Origin of the sequence: Pseudoalteromonas thalassia (genome assembly GCF_049257215.1) — a bacterium.
Lineage (GTDB): Bacteria > Pseudomonadota > Gammaproteobacteria > Enterobacterales > Alteromonadaceae > Pseudoalteromonas > Pseudoalteromonas lipolytica_C.
This window is the reverse complement of sequence record NZ_JBMMUE010000002.1, coordinates 245736-263278: the sequence shown is the minus strand read 5'-3', so window position 1 is coordinate 263278 and position 17543 is coordinate 245736. Positions and strand designations below refer to the sequence as shown.

21 protein-coding genes are annotated in these 17543 nt (G+C 38.0%); 5 read left to right on the top strand and 16 right to left on the bottom strand.

What is annotated here, in order from left to right; all coding sequences use genetic code 11:
- Positions 1–13: 13 nt before the first annotated feature.
- Positions 14–448 (bottom strand): MarR family winged helix-turn-helix transcriptional regulator, encoded by a 435-nt coding sequence (locus AAEU31_RS03575; RefSeq protein ID WP_421966465.1) that lies wholly within the window; start codon positions 446–448, stop codon positions 14–16.
- 112 nt (positions 449–560) lie between these two features.
- Here AAEU31_RS03575 and AAEU31_RS03570 point away from each other — a divergent pair, with 112 nt between their 5' ends.
- From AAEU31_RS03570 to AAEU31_RS03550, 5 genes are all read left to right on the top strand, one after another.
- Positions 561–1334 carry a siderophore-interacting protein gene (locus AAEU31_RS03570; protein WP_421966464.1) on the top strand — a complete coding sequence of 258 codons (774 nt, stop codon included), beginning with the start codon at positions 561–563 and terminating at the stop codon, positions 1332–1334.
- 67 nt (positions 1335–1401) lie between these two features.
- A complete protein-coding gene (locus AAEU31_RS03565) occupies positions 1402–2397 on the top strand; it encodes an LLM class flavin-dependent oxidoreductase (protein ID WP_421966463.1) in 996 nt (331 codons plus the stop codon).
- 173 nt (positions 2398–2570) lie between these two features.
- Positions 2571–3527 carry a patatin-like phospholipase family protein gene (locus AAEU31_RS03560; RefSeq protein WP_135926606.1) on the top strand — a complete coding sequence of 319 codons (957 nt, stop codon included), beginning with the start codon at positions 2571–2573 and terminating at the stop codon, positions 3525–3527.
- 120 nt (positions 3528–3647) lie between these two features.
- Positions 3648–5057 carry an alanine/glycine:cation symporter family protein gene (locus AAEU31_RS03555; protein ID WP_421966462.1) on the top strand — a complete coding sequence of 470 codons (1410 nt, stop codon included), beginning with the start codon at positions 3648–3650 and terminating at the stop codon, positions 5055–5057.
- 30 nt (positions 5058–5087) lie between these two features.
- Entirely contained in the window at positions 5088–6137 is a 1050-nt protein-coding gene (locus AAEU31_RS03550) for a patatin-like phospholipase family protein (protein WP_421966461.1), read from the top strand.
- Positions 6138–6154: 17 nt separating this feature from the next.
- Here AAEU31_RS03550 and AAEU31_RS03545 read toward each other — a convergent pair whose 3' ends face one another.
- From AAEU31_RS03545 to AAEU31_RS03475, 15 genes are all read right to left on the bottom strand, one after another.
- Complete coding sequence (locus AAEU31_RS03545) at positions 6155–7714, bottom strand: methyl-accepting chemotaxis protein (RefSeq protein ID WP_421966460.1); 1560 nt, start codon at positions 7712–7714, stop codon at positions 6155–6157.
- Between the two features lie 397 nt (positions 7715–8111).
- Positions 8112–8426 (bottom strand): excalibur calcium-binding domain-containing protein, encoded by a 315-nt coding sequence (locus AAEU31_RS03540; protein ID WP_421966459.1) that lies wholly within the window; start codon positions 8424–8426, stop codon positions 8112–8114.
- A gap of 729 nt (positions 8427–9155) precedes the next feature.
- Complete coding sequence (locus AAEU31_RS03535; RefSeq protein ID WP_421966458.1) at positions 9156–9482, bottom strand: hypothetical protein; 327 nt, start codon at positions 9480–9482, stop codon at positions 9156–9158.
- Positions 9483–9500: 18 nt separating this feature from the next.
- The gene (locus AAEU31_RS03530; protein ID WP_421966457.1) at positions 9501–10505 is read right to left on the bottom strand and encodes a hypothetical protein; all 1005 of its coding nucleotides are present in this window, start codon (positions 10503–10505) and stop codon (positions 9501–9503) included.
- 225 nt (positions 10506–10730) lie between these two features.
- Positions 10731–11141, bottom strand: coding sequence for a hypothetical protein (locus tag AAEU31_RS03525; RefSeq protein WP_421966456.1), 411 nt, complete (start codon positions 11139–11141; stop codon positions 10731–10733).
- 390 nt (positions 11142–11531) lie between these two features.
- Entirely contained in the window at positions 11532–11717 is a 186-nt protein-coding gene (locus tag AAEU31_RS03520) for a hypothetical protein (RefSeq protein WP_421966455.1), read from the bottom strand.
- An 88-nt stretch (positions 11718–11805) separates the two neighbouring features.
- A complete protein-coding gene (locus AAEU31_RS03515; protein ID WP_421966454.1) occupies positions 11806–13146 on the bottom strand; it encodes a zonular occludens toxin domain-containing protein in 1341 nt (446 codons plus the stop codon).
- Complete coding sequence (locus AAEU31_RS03510) at positions 13143–13457, bottom strand: DUF2523 family protein (RefSeq protein WP_421966453.1); 315 nt, start codon at positions 13455–13457, stop codon at positions 13143–13145. Before AAEU31_RS03510 ends, AAEU31_RS03515 begins: the two co-directional genes overlap by 4 nt.
- On the bottom strand, positions 13457–14950 hold the full coding sequence (locus tag AAEU31_RS03505) for a hypothetical protein (protein ID WP_421966452.1): 1494 nt from the start codon (positions 14948–14950) through the stop codon (positions 13457–13459). The genes AAEU31_RS03510 and AAEU31_RS03505 overlap by 1 nt, the downstream gene beginning before the upstream one ends.
- Before the next feature lie 117 nt (positions 14951–15067).
- A complete protein-coding gene (locus AAEU31_RS03500) occupies positions 15068–15292 on the bottom strand; it encodes a hypothetical protein (protein ID WP_421966451.1) in 225 nt (74 codons plus the stop codon).
- Between the two features lie 11 nt (positions 15293–15303).
- A complete protein-coding gene (locus AAEU31_RS03495; protein ID WP_281547095.1) occupies positions 15304–15507 on the bottom strand; it encodes a hypothetical protein in 204 nt (67 codons plus the stop codon).
- 2 nt (positions 15508–15509) lie between these two features.
- Positions 15510–15818, bottom strand: coding sequence for a CTX-RstB family phage integration protein (locus AAEU31_RS03490; protein WP_421966450.1), 309 nt, complete (start codon positions 15816–15818; stop codon positions 15510–15512).
- Positions 15815–17143 (bottom strand): replication initiation factor domain-containing protein, encoded by a 1329-nt coding sequence (locus AAEU31_RS03485; RefSeq protein ID WP_421966449.1) that lies wholly within the window; start codon positions 17141–17143, stop codon positions 15815–15817. Before AAEU31_RS03485 ends, AAEU31_RS03490 begins: the two co-directional genes overlap by 4 nt.
- Positions 17127–17342, bottom strand: coding sequence for a hypothetical protein (locus AAEU31_RS03480; protein WP_235373181.1), 216 nt, complete (start codon positions 17340–17342; stop codon positions 17127–17129). Before AAEU31_RS03480 ends, AAEU31_RS03485 begins: the two co-directional genes overlap by 17 nt.
- Entirely contained in the window at positions 17342–17539 is a 198-nt protein-coding gene (locus tag AAEU31_RS03475) for a hypothetical protein (protein WP_421966448.1), read from the bottom strand. Before AAEU31_RS03475 ends, AAEU31_RS03480 begins: the two co-directional genes overlap by 1 nt.
- Positions 17540–17543 lie beyond the last annotated feature (4 nt).

The window sequence follows — 17543 nt, the reverse complement described above, 5'->3', positions numbered from 1 at the left end:
CTTGCCAATAAGATCACGGGGTGTTGTTATTGATATTTTTGATCATGGTTGTGGCTATATCGATAAAATCACGTACTTGCTGATCAGTTAAACCTTGGCAAAGTTTGGCATCAACCTCTTGCTCAGCAACTTCTAAGCGCGAGAACAGAGCGTTACCTTGTTCAGTAAACGATAAAATTAAACAGCGCTTATCATTTTCGTCAGCACATTTAGAAACCAGTTCAAGTTTTATAAGCTCTTTTAATAAGCGTGCTATTTGTGCTTTATCACGACCCGTTTTGGCAACAATATCATTCGCGGTACAGTGCTGTGTTTCGGCAATAATATGTAAGCAGCGGACATGTAGTGCATTAAGACCCAGCTCGTTGGCGTTAATGGCTTTGCGTACAGTGACGCGATAACTTTGTGCCAGTGTGAATAAAGCAGAAGAAAGAGAGGTTTGTGGCATGGTTCACCTAAATTAAGCTAGTTAGCATTAGTTGACAAAGTCAATCAAAAGCGTATAGTTGACTATATCAACTATTGGGGCGTTGTGCAATTTAACCAGCTAGGAGACCAACATGGCTAGAAAAGTTCGTCGTGCAAACGTAATAAGTACTACACGTATTTCCCCACATCTACAAAGGATTGTCGTTGGCTCAGACGAGTTTGCCGATTTTCCACAAGACGCAAAAGGTGCGTACGTAAAGGTACTACTACCTCATGCCGGTGAATCTAAGGTTGAACTTGATTTACACGCTGAACACCCAGCATTAATGCGCTCTTACACGATTCGCGAAATTAACCCTGTTAACGGTGCAATTACTCTCGACTTTGTGGTTAACCAACATCAAGGTGTGGCAACTAACTGGGCACAAAATGCGAGAGTTGGCGACGAGGTGGGTATTGCAGGCCCGGGCCCTAAAAAACTCACAGACTTCACGCAAACACATTATTTAATGCTGGCAGATTTAACCTCAGTAAATACAATCAATGGCTATTTACAAGCACTGCCGCAAGATGCCACTGTCGATGTCATTATTCATGTTGCTGATAAAGCCGACATTATTGAGCTTGAACAAATTAAAGCACACACTCAACATAGTGTTGAATGGCTAGTTACAGATGAACCAGAAACAGATTTACTCGACCAAGTAACACGCTTATGTGCAGGTTATAACACGCAACCAATAGTGTTTATGGCACTAGAAGCAAGCTTGGTAAAAGCAATTCGCCGTTTAGTAACAAGCAGTATTGAAATTAACCGTGAGCACATTGTTGCATCTGCCTATTGGAAGCATGGAATTGATGCCGATGGCCTAAAGGTGGAAAAACAGCAACAAAGCCGTGCCTAATTAGCATTTGAAAAATAGCTATTCGCTCTCATTAACTAACTATAAAGAGTTAAATTTTGGAGAGCGGATGTCAGACCTTACAAATACACCTTTTTCATTGCTTGAATTAAGCCCAATGAAAGAGCACGAAACAGTTTCGCAAACACTCGCTAATAGTGTTACCTATGCGCAAACAGCCGATAAGCTTGGTTTTAATCGGTTTTGGATGGCAGAGCACCATAATATGCGTGGTATTGTGTGTGCCGCCACCTCAGTACTGATCGGCCATATAGCAGGTAAAACTCAGAATATCCGCGTAGGTGCGGGTGGGGTGATGCTACCTAACCATCCGCCGCTGGTGGTCGCTGAGCAATTTGGCACCCTTGAAAGCTTATATCCGGGAAGGATTGATTTAGGTCTAGGCCGTGCTCCTGGTAGTGATCCAATTACCAGCCGTGCACTGCGCAGAGACGAGCAAAGGGCAGAACATTTTGCAAATGAAGTGACAGAGCTGCAAGGTTTACTTGGCCCATATAAAGGTGACTCTCCAGTACGCGCAATCCCAGGTGAAGACACTAATGTACCAATCTGGTTACTAGGCTCAAGCCTTTATAGTGCACAGCTTGCAGCTAAAAAAGGCTTGCCATATGCATTTGCCGGACATTTTGCACCGCGCTTTGTTGAAGAGGCCATAGCGTTGTATCGCAGAGAATTTCAACCATCTGACGTGTTAGATAAGCCATATGTGATGCTTGGCTTACCTGTTGTTGCAGCAGACACAGACGAACAAGCACAGTTTTTAGCAACCACAGCAAAACAACGTATTTTGGCACTTATGCGTGGCAAGCCACTTTGGCTAAAAGAGCCTGTTCAAACTATGGAAGGGTTATGGACAGCACAAGAAAAAATGCAAGTAGAGAGCTTTTTAGGGCTTTCAGTTGTTGGCGGTCAAGCGAGCGTTAAGCATAAGTTGAGTATGATTAAACAAACGCTACAGGTTGATGAGTTCATTTTTACTAATGACCTGTATGAATTGAGTGACAGGCAGCATGCGCTGGAAATACTAGCAAGTATTATGAAATAAACAGCTATTGCACTACTTGAGCGCGTGATTAGTCGATTACGCGCCTTTAAAAAAACTTGTTACTTATTTAATAAACGGTTTTTTAGATTGAATTGATTTAATTATTCCGTTTTAAGGATTGGATTTAACTTAATACAATACATTTATTAATCATAACCCTAGGAAGGTGCACCGTGAAATCTCAAACAATTGCCGCAGTAGAGCCACAAACAAAAACAGCATTAATCGCTGAGGGTGGTGGGCAACGTGGGATTTTTACCGCAGGTGTACTCGATGCATGGTTAGAAAATAATTACGATCCATTCGATTTATTCATTGGTACATCAGCTGGTTCACAAAATTTAACGAGTTATTTAGCGCGTCAAAAAGGCTACGCAAAGCGTTTAATTAGAGGTCTTTCGCGCCATAAGCGTTTCTTTCAACTTGGCCGAGGTCTTATCGGAAAAAGCATCGTTGATCTTGATTGGTATTTTGAAAAAACCAAAGAAGTAAACCGTGCCCTTGATTTTAAAACCGCGACTCAAAGTTTAGGTAATCGCGAACTGTTGATCACAACCACAAATGCAGCAGATCGTAAACCGTATTACTTGAGCCCAAATGGAGAAGATACGCAATGGTTAGCACTGTTAAAGGCATCAAGTGCTTTACCGTTTTTGTATAAAGATGGTGTGAACTTAACGCCTTGGATGACAACCAAAGCGGCTAATGATGCTATTATTCAAAGTTCGAATACTGATTTAGTTCATGATATGTATTTAGATGGCGGCTTAGCAGCACCTTTGCCAGTTAAAGAAGCTTATAATCGTGGTGCACGGGACATTGTAGTAATTCGTACCGTTGACCAAGATTTTCAAATTCAGTCGGAGTGGGTGAATAAATTTAAATCATTTGTTCGCGTTTCTGGCTATTGCCCTAAAACAATCGATTACTTAGTTCAGCATGAACAAGCTTATCAAGACGAACTCGACTTTATCGCTAACCCACCAAGTGATGCGCGGATCACGCAAATTTTTGCAGGTGATAAACTACGCAGTAAGTTGCTGGGTAGTACAGATTCAGATCTGCGCTTTGATCACAAATTAGGATTAGCGGCAGGTCGTGCCTTTTTACAGCAGCAACTGCTAAATTAGTCGGTAGCATGCACAGTTAATTAATCCCATTGCCTACTTGAGATATTCGTAAATAAAGTTAAAGTGGTTAGCTATTCACTTTTTGTGATTTTTTATTTAAAAGAACAATAAAGGCTTGCCATGTTTAACACTGCGGTATCGACAATAAATGGTCTTCTCTGGGGAGAAGGCCAAATTCTTATTTATATTCTACTGTTTGCTGGAATTTGGTTTTCGGTACGCTTAAAAGCAATTCAATTGGTTAAGTTTCGCCATATGTTTAGCTTGTTAAAGTCGAGTAGCAGCACCGATAAAAACTCAATCAGTTCATTTCAAGCTTTATGTACTGGCCTTTCTGCACGAGTAGGCACAGGAAACCTTGCAGGCGTTGCCGTAGCAATTTCGTTAGGTGGTAGTGGCGCAATATTTTGGATGTGGGTCATTGCCATTTTGGGCATGGCCACTGGCTTTGCAGAAAGCGTACTCGGGCAAGTGTATAAAGTAAGGGATGCCAATGGTGAGTTTAGGGGTGGACCTGCTTATTATATCCAGCAAGGGCTAGGCAGCAGAGCGCTGGCGGTTTGTTTTGCTTTTTGCTTGTTTCTTGGTTATGGCTTTACGTTTAGTGCCATGCAAACAAATACCATAACTGATGCCCTCAATTACGCATTCGAAATTCCAACATTGTATTCAGGTATTGTGATCACAATACTGGCAGGCTCAATTATTTTAGGTGGCTTTAAAGCTATAGCCCGTTTTGCTGAACGTATCGTACCAGTGATGGGGATTTTATTTGTTCTAGCCGCCATCATAATTACTTTACTAAATATCGGCAAAGTCCCTGCCATGATTGAAGATATTTTACTGTCGGCTTTTGGCTTACAAGAAGCGGGCGCAGGAGCTATGGGCGCGGCAATTAAAAACGGTATTCAGCGCGGGCTTTATTCGAATGAAGCGGGTGCCGGTAGTGTGCCACACGCATCAGGCTGTGCATCGCCAGTACCCAATCACCCGGTCACTCAAGGCTACATTCAAATGCTAGGGGTGTTTTTCGACACTATTGTGCTGTGTAGTTGTACAGCCGTCATTATTCTATTAGCTGATATTGATATAAGCGGCGAAATGGAAGGAATACGTTTAACTCAATCTGCGATGACAGCACACATGGCCGCTGGTGGCATTTACTTTGTAGCGGCTGCGATTTGTTTATTTGCGTTTACTTCAGTGGTTGCAAACTATGCCTATGCAGAGAGTAACCTGCACTTATTTAAGCTAGATAATAAACTTGGTCGAGGTATTTATACCAGTTTATATTTATCAATGATGATTTGGGGCGCCTCGGCGACCATTAAACAAGTATGGGATCTCGCTGATATAGCACTTGGCCTAATGACAGTGGTGAACGTTATCGCTATCATACGCTTAACGCCAACTATCTTATCTGTTACTAAAGACTACCATAGTCAACGAGAAGCAGGACAAGAGCCTAGTTTTGATTCTGAAAAAGTAAAAGTACAAGGACAAACGGAAATGGGCATTTGGCGAAAATAACCGATAACAATAACCAAAAAGCAGTTGCACATGATAGATATTTACGCAGGCCCAAGCGCAGCAAAAGCGATTAAAGAACAAGGAATGACACCAGACCTATTTAGCACATTTTTAGGAGCGAGTGGTGGTCCAAAATGGTTTACATTATTTGGTCTTGATAAATATTTGTTTGGTGAGTTTTTTAAAGAACGAAACACAACATTAAACTTATTAGGGTCAAGCGCTGGCGCATTTAGAGCTGCGTGTTTTGCTCAAAATGACCCCGTTGCAGCGATATCGCGATTAGCAAAGTCATACTCTGAAACACGTTATTCATCAAATAAAGCAAAGCCTGAAGAAATAACGACAAAAGCACGAGAGTTATTAAGCACTGTTTTTGCTGAAAACGGCATTCAAGAAATCATAGATAACCCCGTTTTTAAAGCCCACTTTATTGTTGCAAAATCGAATGGGTTTGTAGCCTCAGAAAACAAACTGATGCAGTTAATGGGCTTATCTAAAAGTTACTTAGCAAATAGGTTAAACAGACGCTTTTTAAACAAACAGTATGAGCGTTATGTGTTTCAACCTTCAGATAGCCAGTTATCATTTTCAGATAACAATACCTTCAATACTCATACTATTGAGCTAAGCGAAGATAATTTAGCAGATGCTTTACTTGCTTCAGGCTCTATTCCGTTAGTGATGCAAGGTATTAAAAATATAACAGGAACACCACCAGGGATGTATCGTGATGGTGGTATCATCGATTATCACTTTGATTTAAATATTCATAATGATGGGCTCATCTTGTATCCGCACTTTAATAACAAACCAAAAGCAGGGTGGTTTGATAAAAGTTTAAAGCGCGGAATTACACCAAAAAACTATGACAAAGTGGTTATGATCACCCCATCAGCTGAGTTTGTTGCGTCATTACCTTATGGCAAGATCCCTGATCGTAAAGACTTTACTGAACTTGATGCTGATACACGAATTAAGTATTGGCAACATGTATTTAAAGAAACAGAACGGCTAGCAGAAGCATTTGATGCGGTGTGTACTAATAAGCACACACCGAAAATAAACCTTATAAAATAGTATTGGATTTGCTTTGGCTATTTAAACTGATTAATCAAGGATGTTTGCTCAGTTACTTTACTCAGTAACGCTTCGCAAAGTTGCTGTGAGGTATGGCCAAGTTCAGTACACTCACGAGCAAAGTCTTGCGCCGAAGTTAAGTTGGTAGCAATAACTTGGCTTGCTGTGAGTTGCTCATTCATTGCATGCGCTATAATGCTATTAAGCTCGCTTAGTTTGATAGACTGGGCTTTAATATGGTCTAAACTATCGCCGCTTTGATGTGCAAGCTCAACACTTTTAGCCGACAAGTTAAGTCCGTCTTTCATGGCAAGTTGTGCTTGTTTTGAGACATGTGTCAGTTGATTTAACACATTATTTATTTCTTCAGTTGATTGCTGTGTACGCGATGCCAATGCACGTACTTCACCCGCAACAACGGCAAAGCCACGACCATGGTCGCCTGCTCGGGCAGCTTCGATAGCCGCATTTAAAGCAAGTAAATTAGTTTGATCAGCAATCGCATTTATCTCAGATAAAATTGCCACAATGTGCTGGTTGCCTTCAATTAGGTTTTCAACTTGACTACTCGCCGCCTTGAGTTTTTCATCAAGTTCACTGATTGAAGTTATCGTTTGCTTGACCGCAAGAGAGCCTTGTTCGGTTGCTTGGTGTGACTCTTCGGCAGCTTGATTTGATTGCATTGTACTCGATGAAAGTTCATTGATTGAAGCGGTCATTTGCTCTGTAGCGACAACAATTTGCGCAACTTCATCTGTTTGTTTGGTCAAAAGTTCTGTTACAGCTAACCCAGAATCAGCACATTGCTGGGCATTGTTATTTACACCCATGGTCACATCGTTAACTCGACCAACAACAGCTTTTAACTTTGCTTGTTGCATTTCAAGAGCTAAATGTAAAAAACCAATTTCATCATTACTACCAGAATATAAATAAGCCATGAGAGGGTTATCATAAATGCTTTTTGCTTTTTGTATGAGCGCTTTATATTTAATTCGCCATAAAAACAAACCTAGATTTATAGAAACTAAACAGCCAAGTAATAATAAAGTAACTGCAGAAACTCCACTTGTAAATAAAAGCACAAAAGAAAAAATTAAAGTTAAAAATAAAGACCATGATAAATATAAAGTTGAATCAAAAGGCTGTTTCAGTGCTTTTGAGCTAGAAACCTTATTAATCTTTTCGTATTCTTCAGTTGCTCTAGTTAAAACGTCATCATTAAGCTTTGTACGTACAGATTGGTATTCTACAGTTTGGCCGCTCGCGTCTTTGATGGGGGTAACAAATGCATTTACCCAATAATAATTACCATCTTTACAACGATTTTTAACAGGGCCCATCCAAGATCTACCGTTATGTAGGTGTTGCCATAAATCAGCAAATGCAAGTTTAGGCATGTCGCAGTGGCGTACTAGGTTATGAGGCTGATTAACCATTTCAGCTAATGTAAAACCAGAAATATTACAAAATTCTTGGTTTGCATATGTTATGTAACTATCTAAATCGGTAGTTGAAAGCAAAATGTCAGAATCTGAAAATTTAACTTCTTTATTGTTTGTTTTATCAATTTTCACGTTTAAATTATCCAAATCAGAAATAGAGGAGGTATTTGTACAAGAAACTACACTAAGATTTGAGATTTTAATTAATTACTAAAAACTCAATTTGAAGCAAGTTTTTGAATTTAATTACATAATGTAGCGGTAAATTGATTCGAAAGAAGTAGGAAATTTCTCATTTGTTGAATTATTTAGATTAATATAAATCACACAACATTAAAAAATTACAAATTGAAAAGTGATTTACTTAAATCAAAGTCGTCAAGCGTGTTTAAGTAAATTTTGGCTTTATTTAAAGTTGAATTTTGGAATTTTTGGTAGATTAAATGACTAGAATTTAAATGCTCAGAGATGGTTGTTTAACTACACCAACAAGAGCCGTTGGTGTAGAAAGATTAATTATATTTAAATACTAGCGGTTATGTAACCTTGGTTCATCCTGACATGGAATGCCATCAAAATTGTTATCTAAATTTGTATCAGGGCAGTTACGCATAAAAAAAACAGCTTCTTCTAGAGAGTTCATTTGACTGCAGTATTTCCTACCATCACATGCATAGATAGGTTCTTGTGAAATATCAGTTTGTCTTTTATGCGTATATTTATTTTGAATTGGCTCAATGATTTGCTGCTGTATGGTGTCGACAGCAGAAGTTTCCCCGTAATTATTTGCATAGAATGCCCAAGCTCCAAAAGCAATTACAATTAGTAAGAAAATTTTTCTCATATGAGCTCCTGTTGAAGATACTAAAAAATGGATAGTAATATTTATAAAATCGAGATTAAGGTTGTAATACATATTAAAAGCAAACGAGTGAGTTTTTAATGGGTATTCGCTGAAAATTAGAAAATCTGAAATATCTTAGAAATCGGATATATATACTTTCATTTATAGCAAGTATTAAAATCAATAAAACTTTAAAAATAGGGTGATAAATCAGAAATGTAAAAGGTTGGAAATTTATAAAATATGAACTTTCTTATAGTATTTATTTTGTTTTTGATCTTTGTTTATACATTACTATCATGATTTATATAATTAATCCCTTAAAAGGATTGGTGAAAACTTTGAAAGCGTCGCTGACATTCAGCGCTATTTTTGTAGTATTTTTAAATCTGTATTGCTTTAAAAAAATCAATACAGTGTAATAAACAGCAAAGAAACTTGATTGCACAGCAAAGGCATTCTTACCTGAACTAAAGCGAGATAATAGATTGCTTAAAATTGAGGTTTTTAACGTTAGGTAGAGACATAGCTATTTCATCTATGAACAGAGATGAAATGACCAACACATCAAAAATGTAGATGATGTTGATTACTTGGTTATGGAATAATTATACATAAAAATTAAAATGCCATTAACTACCCATAAATTACGGTACGTAATAATAAAGAAAAGGGCGAAAAGCCCTTTTTTATTAACCAGTTATTTAAACTGTCAATGTTGACAGCGTGTCAGTTGGAAGATTTGACTGGACAGAATTTTCGCATATTTAAACGGTTATCTTCTGTAGGGTTCTGGCGATATTCTTTTATGAAAAAATCACATACCCTAGCATCTTCAATTTCTTTTTCACGCTCTTCTCTAGTTAACCTTTTTTGATAATTAGGCTTGTATGCAGGAACCTGAATCTTTTTAGGTTGTGAAACTTGGCTCAAGGCTTTAGTAGTAGCATCTGAAACAAGTTTCAGTTGATACATAGTCCAAGCTTGGTCGATAAACCAGATTGTAAGCCCTGACAATGTTAAACAGGCGTATAACTTTAAGTAATTGAGTGGCATATGATATCCTTTAGTAAATTACTCAATTGATGTTCCATATCCCAAGTACTCTAATGCTTTATATCCTTGATTATCAACATGGAAATTTCTTAGACTTTTAATTAAGATTTCTCTATCAATTTTTGTGGCATCTACAAAATTGTTTAACTGTTTATGTAATGGTAAGTCAGGATATTCTAAGTATCGACTAATATATTCTTTGTCTTTTCTTGAACAAGCTTGAAAAGAATTAGTTAACCAAGGCTGGCTTATGAATTTAGAATTACTTAATTCTTCATTTGCAACAAAAGGAAAATCAGAAATTAACAATGCACCAATTACCAATGAAGTGCACGGCCCTAGTTCCCCATCATTAGTTAAAGAAAAACGATTTTGCAAAGTAATAATAGCATTTTTTAGAGACTCTCTAGTTATGTTTGAAGGTTCAAAATCATAAACATAAACAGTTAGTACTTTAATAACAGAATGCTCTGAAATACCAAGAGCCTTAATGAAATCAAATGTTTTAATGCTGGGTAAAACATACTTGAAATTACGATCTATTAATTGTTCGAAGTCTAACGTATCAATTTCAGATTTAGATAAGACATTGATTAAGTGGTGAACTTTCTTTTCTCTAATTTCCAAATTTTGCTGAAGTTTTTCATATTTAAGCTGAAGGGATTTTTCATAATTACTTATCTCTTCTAGGCTGCTTGATATAGACCTAATATCAAGAGATAACTCTTTTCTCTCTTTGGTTAATTCTAATAAGATTTTTTCTTTTAATTCAGATTTTGTAACTTCCTCAGACACAGCTTGTTTTATGGATTGGTAGCCAATATACGACAAAAAAGAAATGACAATTGCCATGATTGCCGTGAATACGCCAAATCTTTTATTCCTGCTCTCGTTCTGAATTAGAGTTATATCGTGAATAATTGCTTTTCTTGAATCATCAGAAATCTTACTTCCATCTTTAATTGATTGTTTTATGTTCAAAATTTCAGTAGTTAAAAACTCAATTTTCTTTTCAGAATCCATTCACTTTCTCTATGGTATGTTAATTAAATGATAGGCTAGATTCGACCCAAACATATTTTAAAAAATTGGGTCGATTGTTTGAAACAGTATTTTTACATATTATCTAATGTATTGCTAAATATAATGTTTTTAAAATTCCATAGCAGATAGAGAACCTCCGCTTTAGCTACATTCATCATATCTATAAACAAGTGAGTGTCATTAAAGAGAAATTCTAAGTAAATGTCAGTAACTTTTCCTTTTCGAAATATTTCCAATGATATCTAATAGCTGTTCTTGTAAATCAAATAAATAACTATCTTGAATTTTTGTCTCTGATTTCAGTTTTTTATACATTGATTCATGCTCCTTTGCAGACCATTTGTAACGATGAACAAACTGTACGTCTGATGGTTTAACTTTACCCCAAGGCGTAGTCATCACGTTGTTATGATATGAAATGCTACATTCCGCCCAAGGGCCAGTGTCTGGTAAGTAGCCGCGATACATTATCCAAAGTAACTTTTCGACTGGTTTACTCGCTTTATTGGCTTTTACATATCTCCTTACTTGTCGTTCACTTACTCCGAGTTCTTTAGCTCCTTTTGCGTAGTCATATCCGAATAGCGTAACGAACTGCAATTTAAAGTTGCTCATTGTGATTTACTCCTTTTTGTTAAAATCACAATGCACACTCGGTTTCGGTGTAAGTGGTTTCGCTCCCCCCCTATTAGTATATGGGGGGAGGGTGTTTCCCTCGGCTGCTGTGCCGTCCTTAACTCAGCTTGGTTTATCAGAAGGCAATCAACTTTTTTCAAAGACAGACAAGGGCAGTGAGTGCGATTAGCTTTCTCACTGAATTGATACCCGACCCTAATAAACCGTTTGTAAAATGGAAACAGATTCTCGATAAAATGATGATTTTCTGGAATGTATGACATGGCTTCGCCATCCTCCAAGAACTGGAGATACAAAGGTGAGTGGTACGTAATAATTTTGTTCATTATTACGTACCGATACGAATATTACGTAAAAAATTACGTACCACTAAATTGCCTTTTTCATACGGCCTGTTTTAACGTTCCTTGCCATAAAAGGAATGTGATCAGGATTATCAATCAGAAATTCAATCATTTGTTTAATTTCAACTTCTGATTCATCAGGTATCCAAAGGGTTACTTTCTTTAATCCTTTAGCTTTTTGTTTCTGTTCGTATTTTTGGTTTCTAGTCATAGTGTCACCAGTGACAAGTATTAGATCTAAGTTTTAAGCACACAAGGCAGAGGCTCGAAGCTCGCCTTTCTGCCTTTGTGTTGCTTAGTTAAAACTGTCTTAGGAAAATGTTTTTGTCAGAAAATTTTAAGATTGGTAAATCTTCTGTTAGGTAAATTGAGTAACCGATTTTTTCTAAGTAGTTCGAGCTAAGTGTTATTACTTCAGGCTCGTTAATAATTTCTGATTTCTCGGTTTGATTTTCATCGTCACCCAAAATGGTAGTGTTTTGTCTTTCGACGTTCTTACCAGTAACGCAGTTAATGTAATGTTCAACAGTCACTACACCGTGATTTTTCTTTAGAACATATCCACCATATTCATAGTCATCACATATTTCGTTTAGTGGGTGTTCAAACTTCTGTGGCTTATACGTTAAATCTAATTTTGGTTTTACTATTGGTTGTTGTTTTACTTCGACTGTTTTTGCTTCTGGTGTACTGGCCGTGTCAGGTTCGTCAGAGTCAGTAAGCCCTAAACTACCGAGTAAGCTATAAAAGACATAAATAAACAGTGGTATGGCTAGAAGAAATAAACCCGCCTTCGGCGGTAGTTTAAACTTTGCTGTGTGTTCATCCGCAGACCAATAGACACCGTAAAAGTTAGCATCACGGCGCATTAGCTTAGATGCACATTTATCTAAGTCGCCTTTGTAATCGGTATTAAATTGTTTATCTCTTTGAAAGCGCGTAATCGCAGAGCCGCCCATTGGCCTAAAATAATGAATGTGTGAGTTAGTGCACTTCTGGATAACGTTATCTAAAAATGTGTAGTGCTGGGTTATTAGGTGAATATCAACACCTGAATGTCTATGCGTTTGAAACTTCGTGTAATGGATAGGGCGCTTTGCACTATTGGCCATTGGTGAAAAGTGATCCTGACATTCATCAAACACACTAATCGAGCCATTGGGTAAATCAAACCATTGTGTAGGGTCGTCTACTTTTGTCCAGTGGTAGTTAAGTAGTTTAATTGATTCAATAGTTGGTTGTTCGGCTTCTTCTAAATAGGTGTTTAGCCCTGATAAGTTTTGTTTAGGGTAGCAACGACGACACCAATTAACGAAAAGAGAAATTGCAGCCTGTTCATCATATTGTTTAAAGGAAGGTGCTAACCAAGGAACGTCCGTTAACTCGACTAATCTATCTTGCTCATGGGCTTTTTTAATTATCTTAGAATAACGCGATCCTTTTTTGGTTTGTTGAACGGTTGGATAGAACGAACCATAGAACCAACCCGCAAAACTGTTTAAGAAATCTAAGTCGAGTAAAAAACACTTAATGTTGTTATAGAATTTCTCTTTTTGCGTGACGGCTGGGTCTTGGCAAATTTCTTTAAGCGTATTTAATGTTTTGCCTGCACCTGGCACACCTGTTCTTAAATAAATCATGAGTTAGGTGCTCCCAATTTCATCTTAGTTACTGAACCACCCGATGTTAAACCACGAATAGTGAGTGCAGCTGCATAAGCACCAAGCATAAAGCCGATTGCTTGATCTAATTTTGCATAGTTAAAAACGGCAATTACTTCAATTGGCAAGGTGGCCGCATTAGTTACTATCAAATTAAATATGTAATCGATGCCAAAAGAACCTAGCTCGTAAGTAACATATCCAAAACCAAGACCAACAAGAACATTTGAAACAAGGCTAGGGAGTAGGGTTGCAAGTGCGGTAAAAAAAGCTTGAATTAGAAACGGCATTATACAGACCTCACAATAATTGAAGCGCTATGAATTAAAGAGCTAAGAACGATTAACCCAGAGATTGCTTGGAAGAAAACAATGAAATACTCAAAACTAAAACACAGCGATTTGCCGTTCGTTAGCGTGATACATTTTTCAGGTGGCAACTCTGCATTAGGTAACCAGTTGTTATACTTTTGTGCGTACTGTTCAAGGTTTCTAGTTTCTTGGGGAAGTTCGACACCATCACCAGAGCCAATACCTGCACATTCTTCAATAGTACCCTCACAATCTTGACCGCCTATATTGCCGTTACCAGTGCCATTACCACCACCGCCGCCACCGCCAGTTTCGATACCATTAACAGCATCAATTAACTCATTGAATTTACCAACCGTTACAGCATGTAAACGTTCATCTTGACTAGTTTGTAGAAGAATTGCCGTATCAATACTTTCCATTACATTCAGAAAAGCTTTAGCGTTTTTGGTATCGGCATCTATTTTTTTGTTATGTAGTTCTTTATCGTTATCTATCAGGCTATTAATACTGTTTTCGATTTCAGTTTCTACATTTTTAAGGTTACAACTGGTATCACCTTCGGCACATGTTTCTTTTGATTTATCAGGTGTTTTTGAAGCATCTACTTTAGAATCTGAATTATCTAAAGGATCATCTTCAGGGTCTGGTTGATGGTGGTCAGGACATTGTAAGACGTTTACAGTTCCATCAGTAGAAGTAGTGCATTTATCTGCATCGGCATCATCTGCTAATTTTTTATTGTCATAAGGTTTATCACCACAGGCCACACCTTGACTGACACCAATTGCATATTTACCTAATGAGATTTGTGATTCGTTAACGTTATAAGCACAGCCATCATTGCAATAAAGACCACCACCATCGAAAGGCGCACCACCAATTGTTGGTGAAGAGAATAAACTTTCACTACTACCAGCTGGAGGGCATTCTTTTGGTACACATTCAGTAGAACCTAATTGTTGAGATGCACCTTTAGAATGATAACCAGCAGGACAATCTTTTAGGGTTGATGGCTTAGCGCATGAGAAAGTAGGTTCTTGGGTTGCATTCTCTTTTGGAACTTGAATAGTGTATTCACCAAAACCATCAGGCGGACATTGATACGCTTTTTCTTCATCCTTTACTATGAAAATAAATGATCCGTTTTGAGTACCTGAATCGCCATCGCCATAGGTAGCGCAATCACCATATTTACATCTAACATACTCATATTGATAATGCGTGTCAGAAGTCCATGTAATATCACCAGCAGATTTATAGAAACCCGAAGAAATATGAGTTTGTATAGTTGAATTTATATTTTGATTCCAAATACTCTGACAGGCAGTGCCAGAATTTACATCAGACCAAACTGTAGGGTGTTCGCCTGAACCGCCATAACCACATTGCAACAAATAGCGTGATTTATAAGATGGTTCTTTTAAATCTGTTAAATCTGGTTCTTCAGCAGAGACAAAAAAGGCGCTCATTAGCGCCAATATAAATATTAGTATTCGCATCATTGCGCCTTAATTTTTAATCATCGAAAAGGATATAAAGTGCTAAAAGTCCTGAGACAATTAGCACTGTGTCTAATGTGATGAACATTAGCTAAAGATTGTGCCTTTCAACCATTTCCAGCCGATAGCCACGAAACCAGCAGTTAGAAATACACCGCCGATTAAGTTTGCGTTATCAGTGAAGAATGTTTGAAACTGTGTTGTTGCAGCAGTTACCTCTGGTGCAGCTTCAGCAAAGGCAGAGCCAGATGCAGCGACAAGCGAAGTGATAACACCCGCTTTTAATAGTTTATTTTTAAAAATGTTTTTCATGGTTAAGTTCCTTATCTATTCCAAACCATTTTGTTTAATTTCTTCCAACCATAAGCGGTAAGAAGAACGACGATGATTGACGGGGCAACTTCAGTCTTGAAGGTGTCCCAATCAAGCGGAACGGGAAGGGGTGTTTCCACAACTTCCAATTCCACCGGACACTGTTTCTCTACAGGCGCAACGGGACAAATAGCAATGTATTTGTTTTCACCCATGATTAGCCTGCGTATTTCACATCTGATACAACGTTTCGAGACATGTTTTCTGGGTCAGGTTGTAGAGTTAAATCAACCTGACAAATACCGTGTTGGTCTAAGATGTTTTTAAACTTTTGATACAAAGACTGTTCATCAAGGATGTTTAAAGACTTTGGTTCAAAGCCGCATTTCTGGATTTGGTGATCACCTTGTATAAAGTCCTTTTCAGGTACTAAGTAGCTAATAGACGAAAAAGCATAATGCTTAGGTGCGCCAGTTTTTTGAGAAATACCTTTACCATTTGCGGCAGATAATAATGTTACTTTCATGGGGTTAACTCCATTTGATTTGGTGGTGATATACAGGCCTGATGAATAGAGTCGGGGATATCCCACGGATTAAGGCCTTTAGTTAATTGATTAATGATTTCGTTATCAGTCAGTTCTTTAACGTGACGTAAGAAATTTAAGTACTTGCCGTAAGACTGTGCGCAGTATCGTTCTAGTCTTTCAGCAACTAAGATTCCGTTGTGTTTTGGTTTGCGAGTGGTGGTTTTAATCTCAAGACGTTTAGCGCTAACAAACTCAAAAGCAGGGTATGCAGCAGCAAAAACGGCATCGGTATTGAGAAGTGCATCCAAGGAGATAACACGGTCAATAGACCTAAGCTCAAGCTCAGCACGCACCCAATTAGGTTGAGATTCACTTTGCATTTGCTTGCCTTTTTCGTAGATACGCGCCATTTTTCCATTTTTACGACTTCCTACATAAAGGGTATTTCCGCCATTGGCTACGCAGTCATAACGCTTTTGCCAGCCGTGTTTTTTCTTCCAAAGAGCTTGTTGCTCATTAGATAATTTTTGCAGTTCGCCAGTTTGAATCCATGAAAAAGAGGGCGCTTGGTTGGTTTTACAAAAGCCACCTTCTTCTAAGTTTTGGAAGTAATTTAGAACAGATTTTTCACCTTCGTAATCATCATAAGCAATATCTAAACGTGTGATTTTTACGTTCGGCATTTTCTTAAGCATGGCGTGAAGTTTTGGTATATCAAGACCTGCACAACCTGCACCAGAAAATGAAATCATCACGCCGCCATTGTTCGCACCCCACGCAACAACTCCCGAATTTACATCATGACGGTAAAGGGTGGCTGACTTTTCATAGGTGAACATACCGCCTGAGTTATGGCGATAAGACCAGCTTAAGTCATCCGATGTTAAGCGGTCAGCAGCCGTTGCAACTTCAGTATTTAGAAGGTGCATGAACTTAGTAATATCACCTTCAATCAATGAGTTAAGTGTTTTGTAACGTTTGGTTTTACGTACAACGTTCTTGAAAAAATGCGCCCGTTCTTCACTTGGAATAGCATCAACAGAGCCATAATTACGGTAACGAGGATTGTTTTCAAACAGCTGGTCATAGTAATAATCAGAGTCATATACAACCGATTCATTAACTTCTAGGTCTAAATCATCAGTGGCTTGTTGGTCGAATAATTCAGCACAAAGCATCGCATTATAGGCTTCTTTGTAGGATGCAAAGTCACCTTTACCGAATGCAATTTTAGCGTCAAAGCGAAGACGGGCGATTTCGTCAGGGCAGAAAACAACGGTTAAGTAGTCGATTTTGGTTAACTGGTTAGAAGTCTGGTTCATAGTCAAATGCTCCAGAGTCGAACAGTTCTTGCCAGTTTGAATCATCAACGTCGATGATTTCGAAAGGTTCTCCACTTGCATAGTCTATGCAAAAAGCCATAGCTTCAGCGCGTGACGAATACATAAGCGGGTGTTCAATTTTATTGAAACCTAACGCGTATTCCTCAATGCCAGCTATGTATTGGAGATAGAATTTCATTACTTTTTATCTCCGATATTTGAAGTTTTGTTTACCCAAAACCTAAGTACTTGCCAAACAACTACAAAACAAATAGAGATAATTAATAAAATAAATGAAACGGTATTGATGGTTTCAAATGAAGTGAAACCCATAGAAAGGAAATATACGGCAAAGATCCCCAAAACTGAGATGAATTGTGATTTTGAGAAACTCATATCC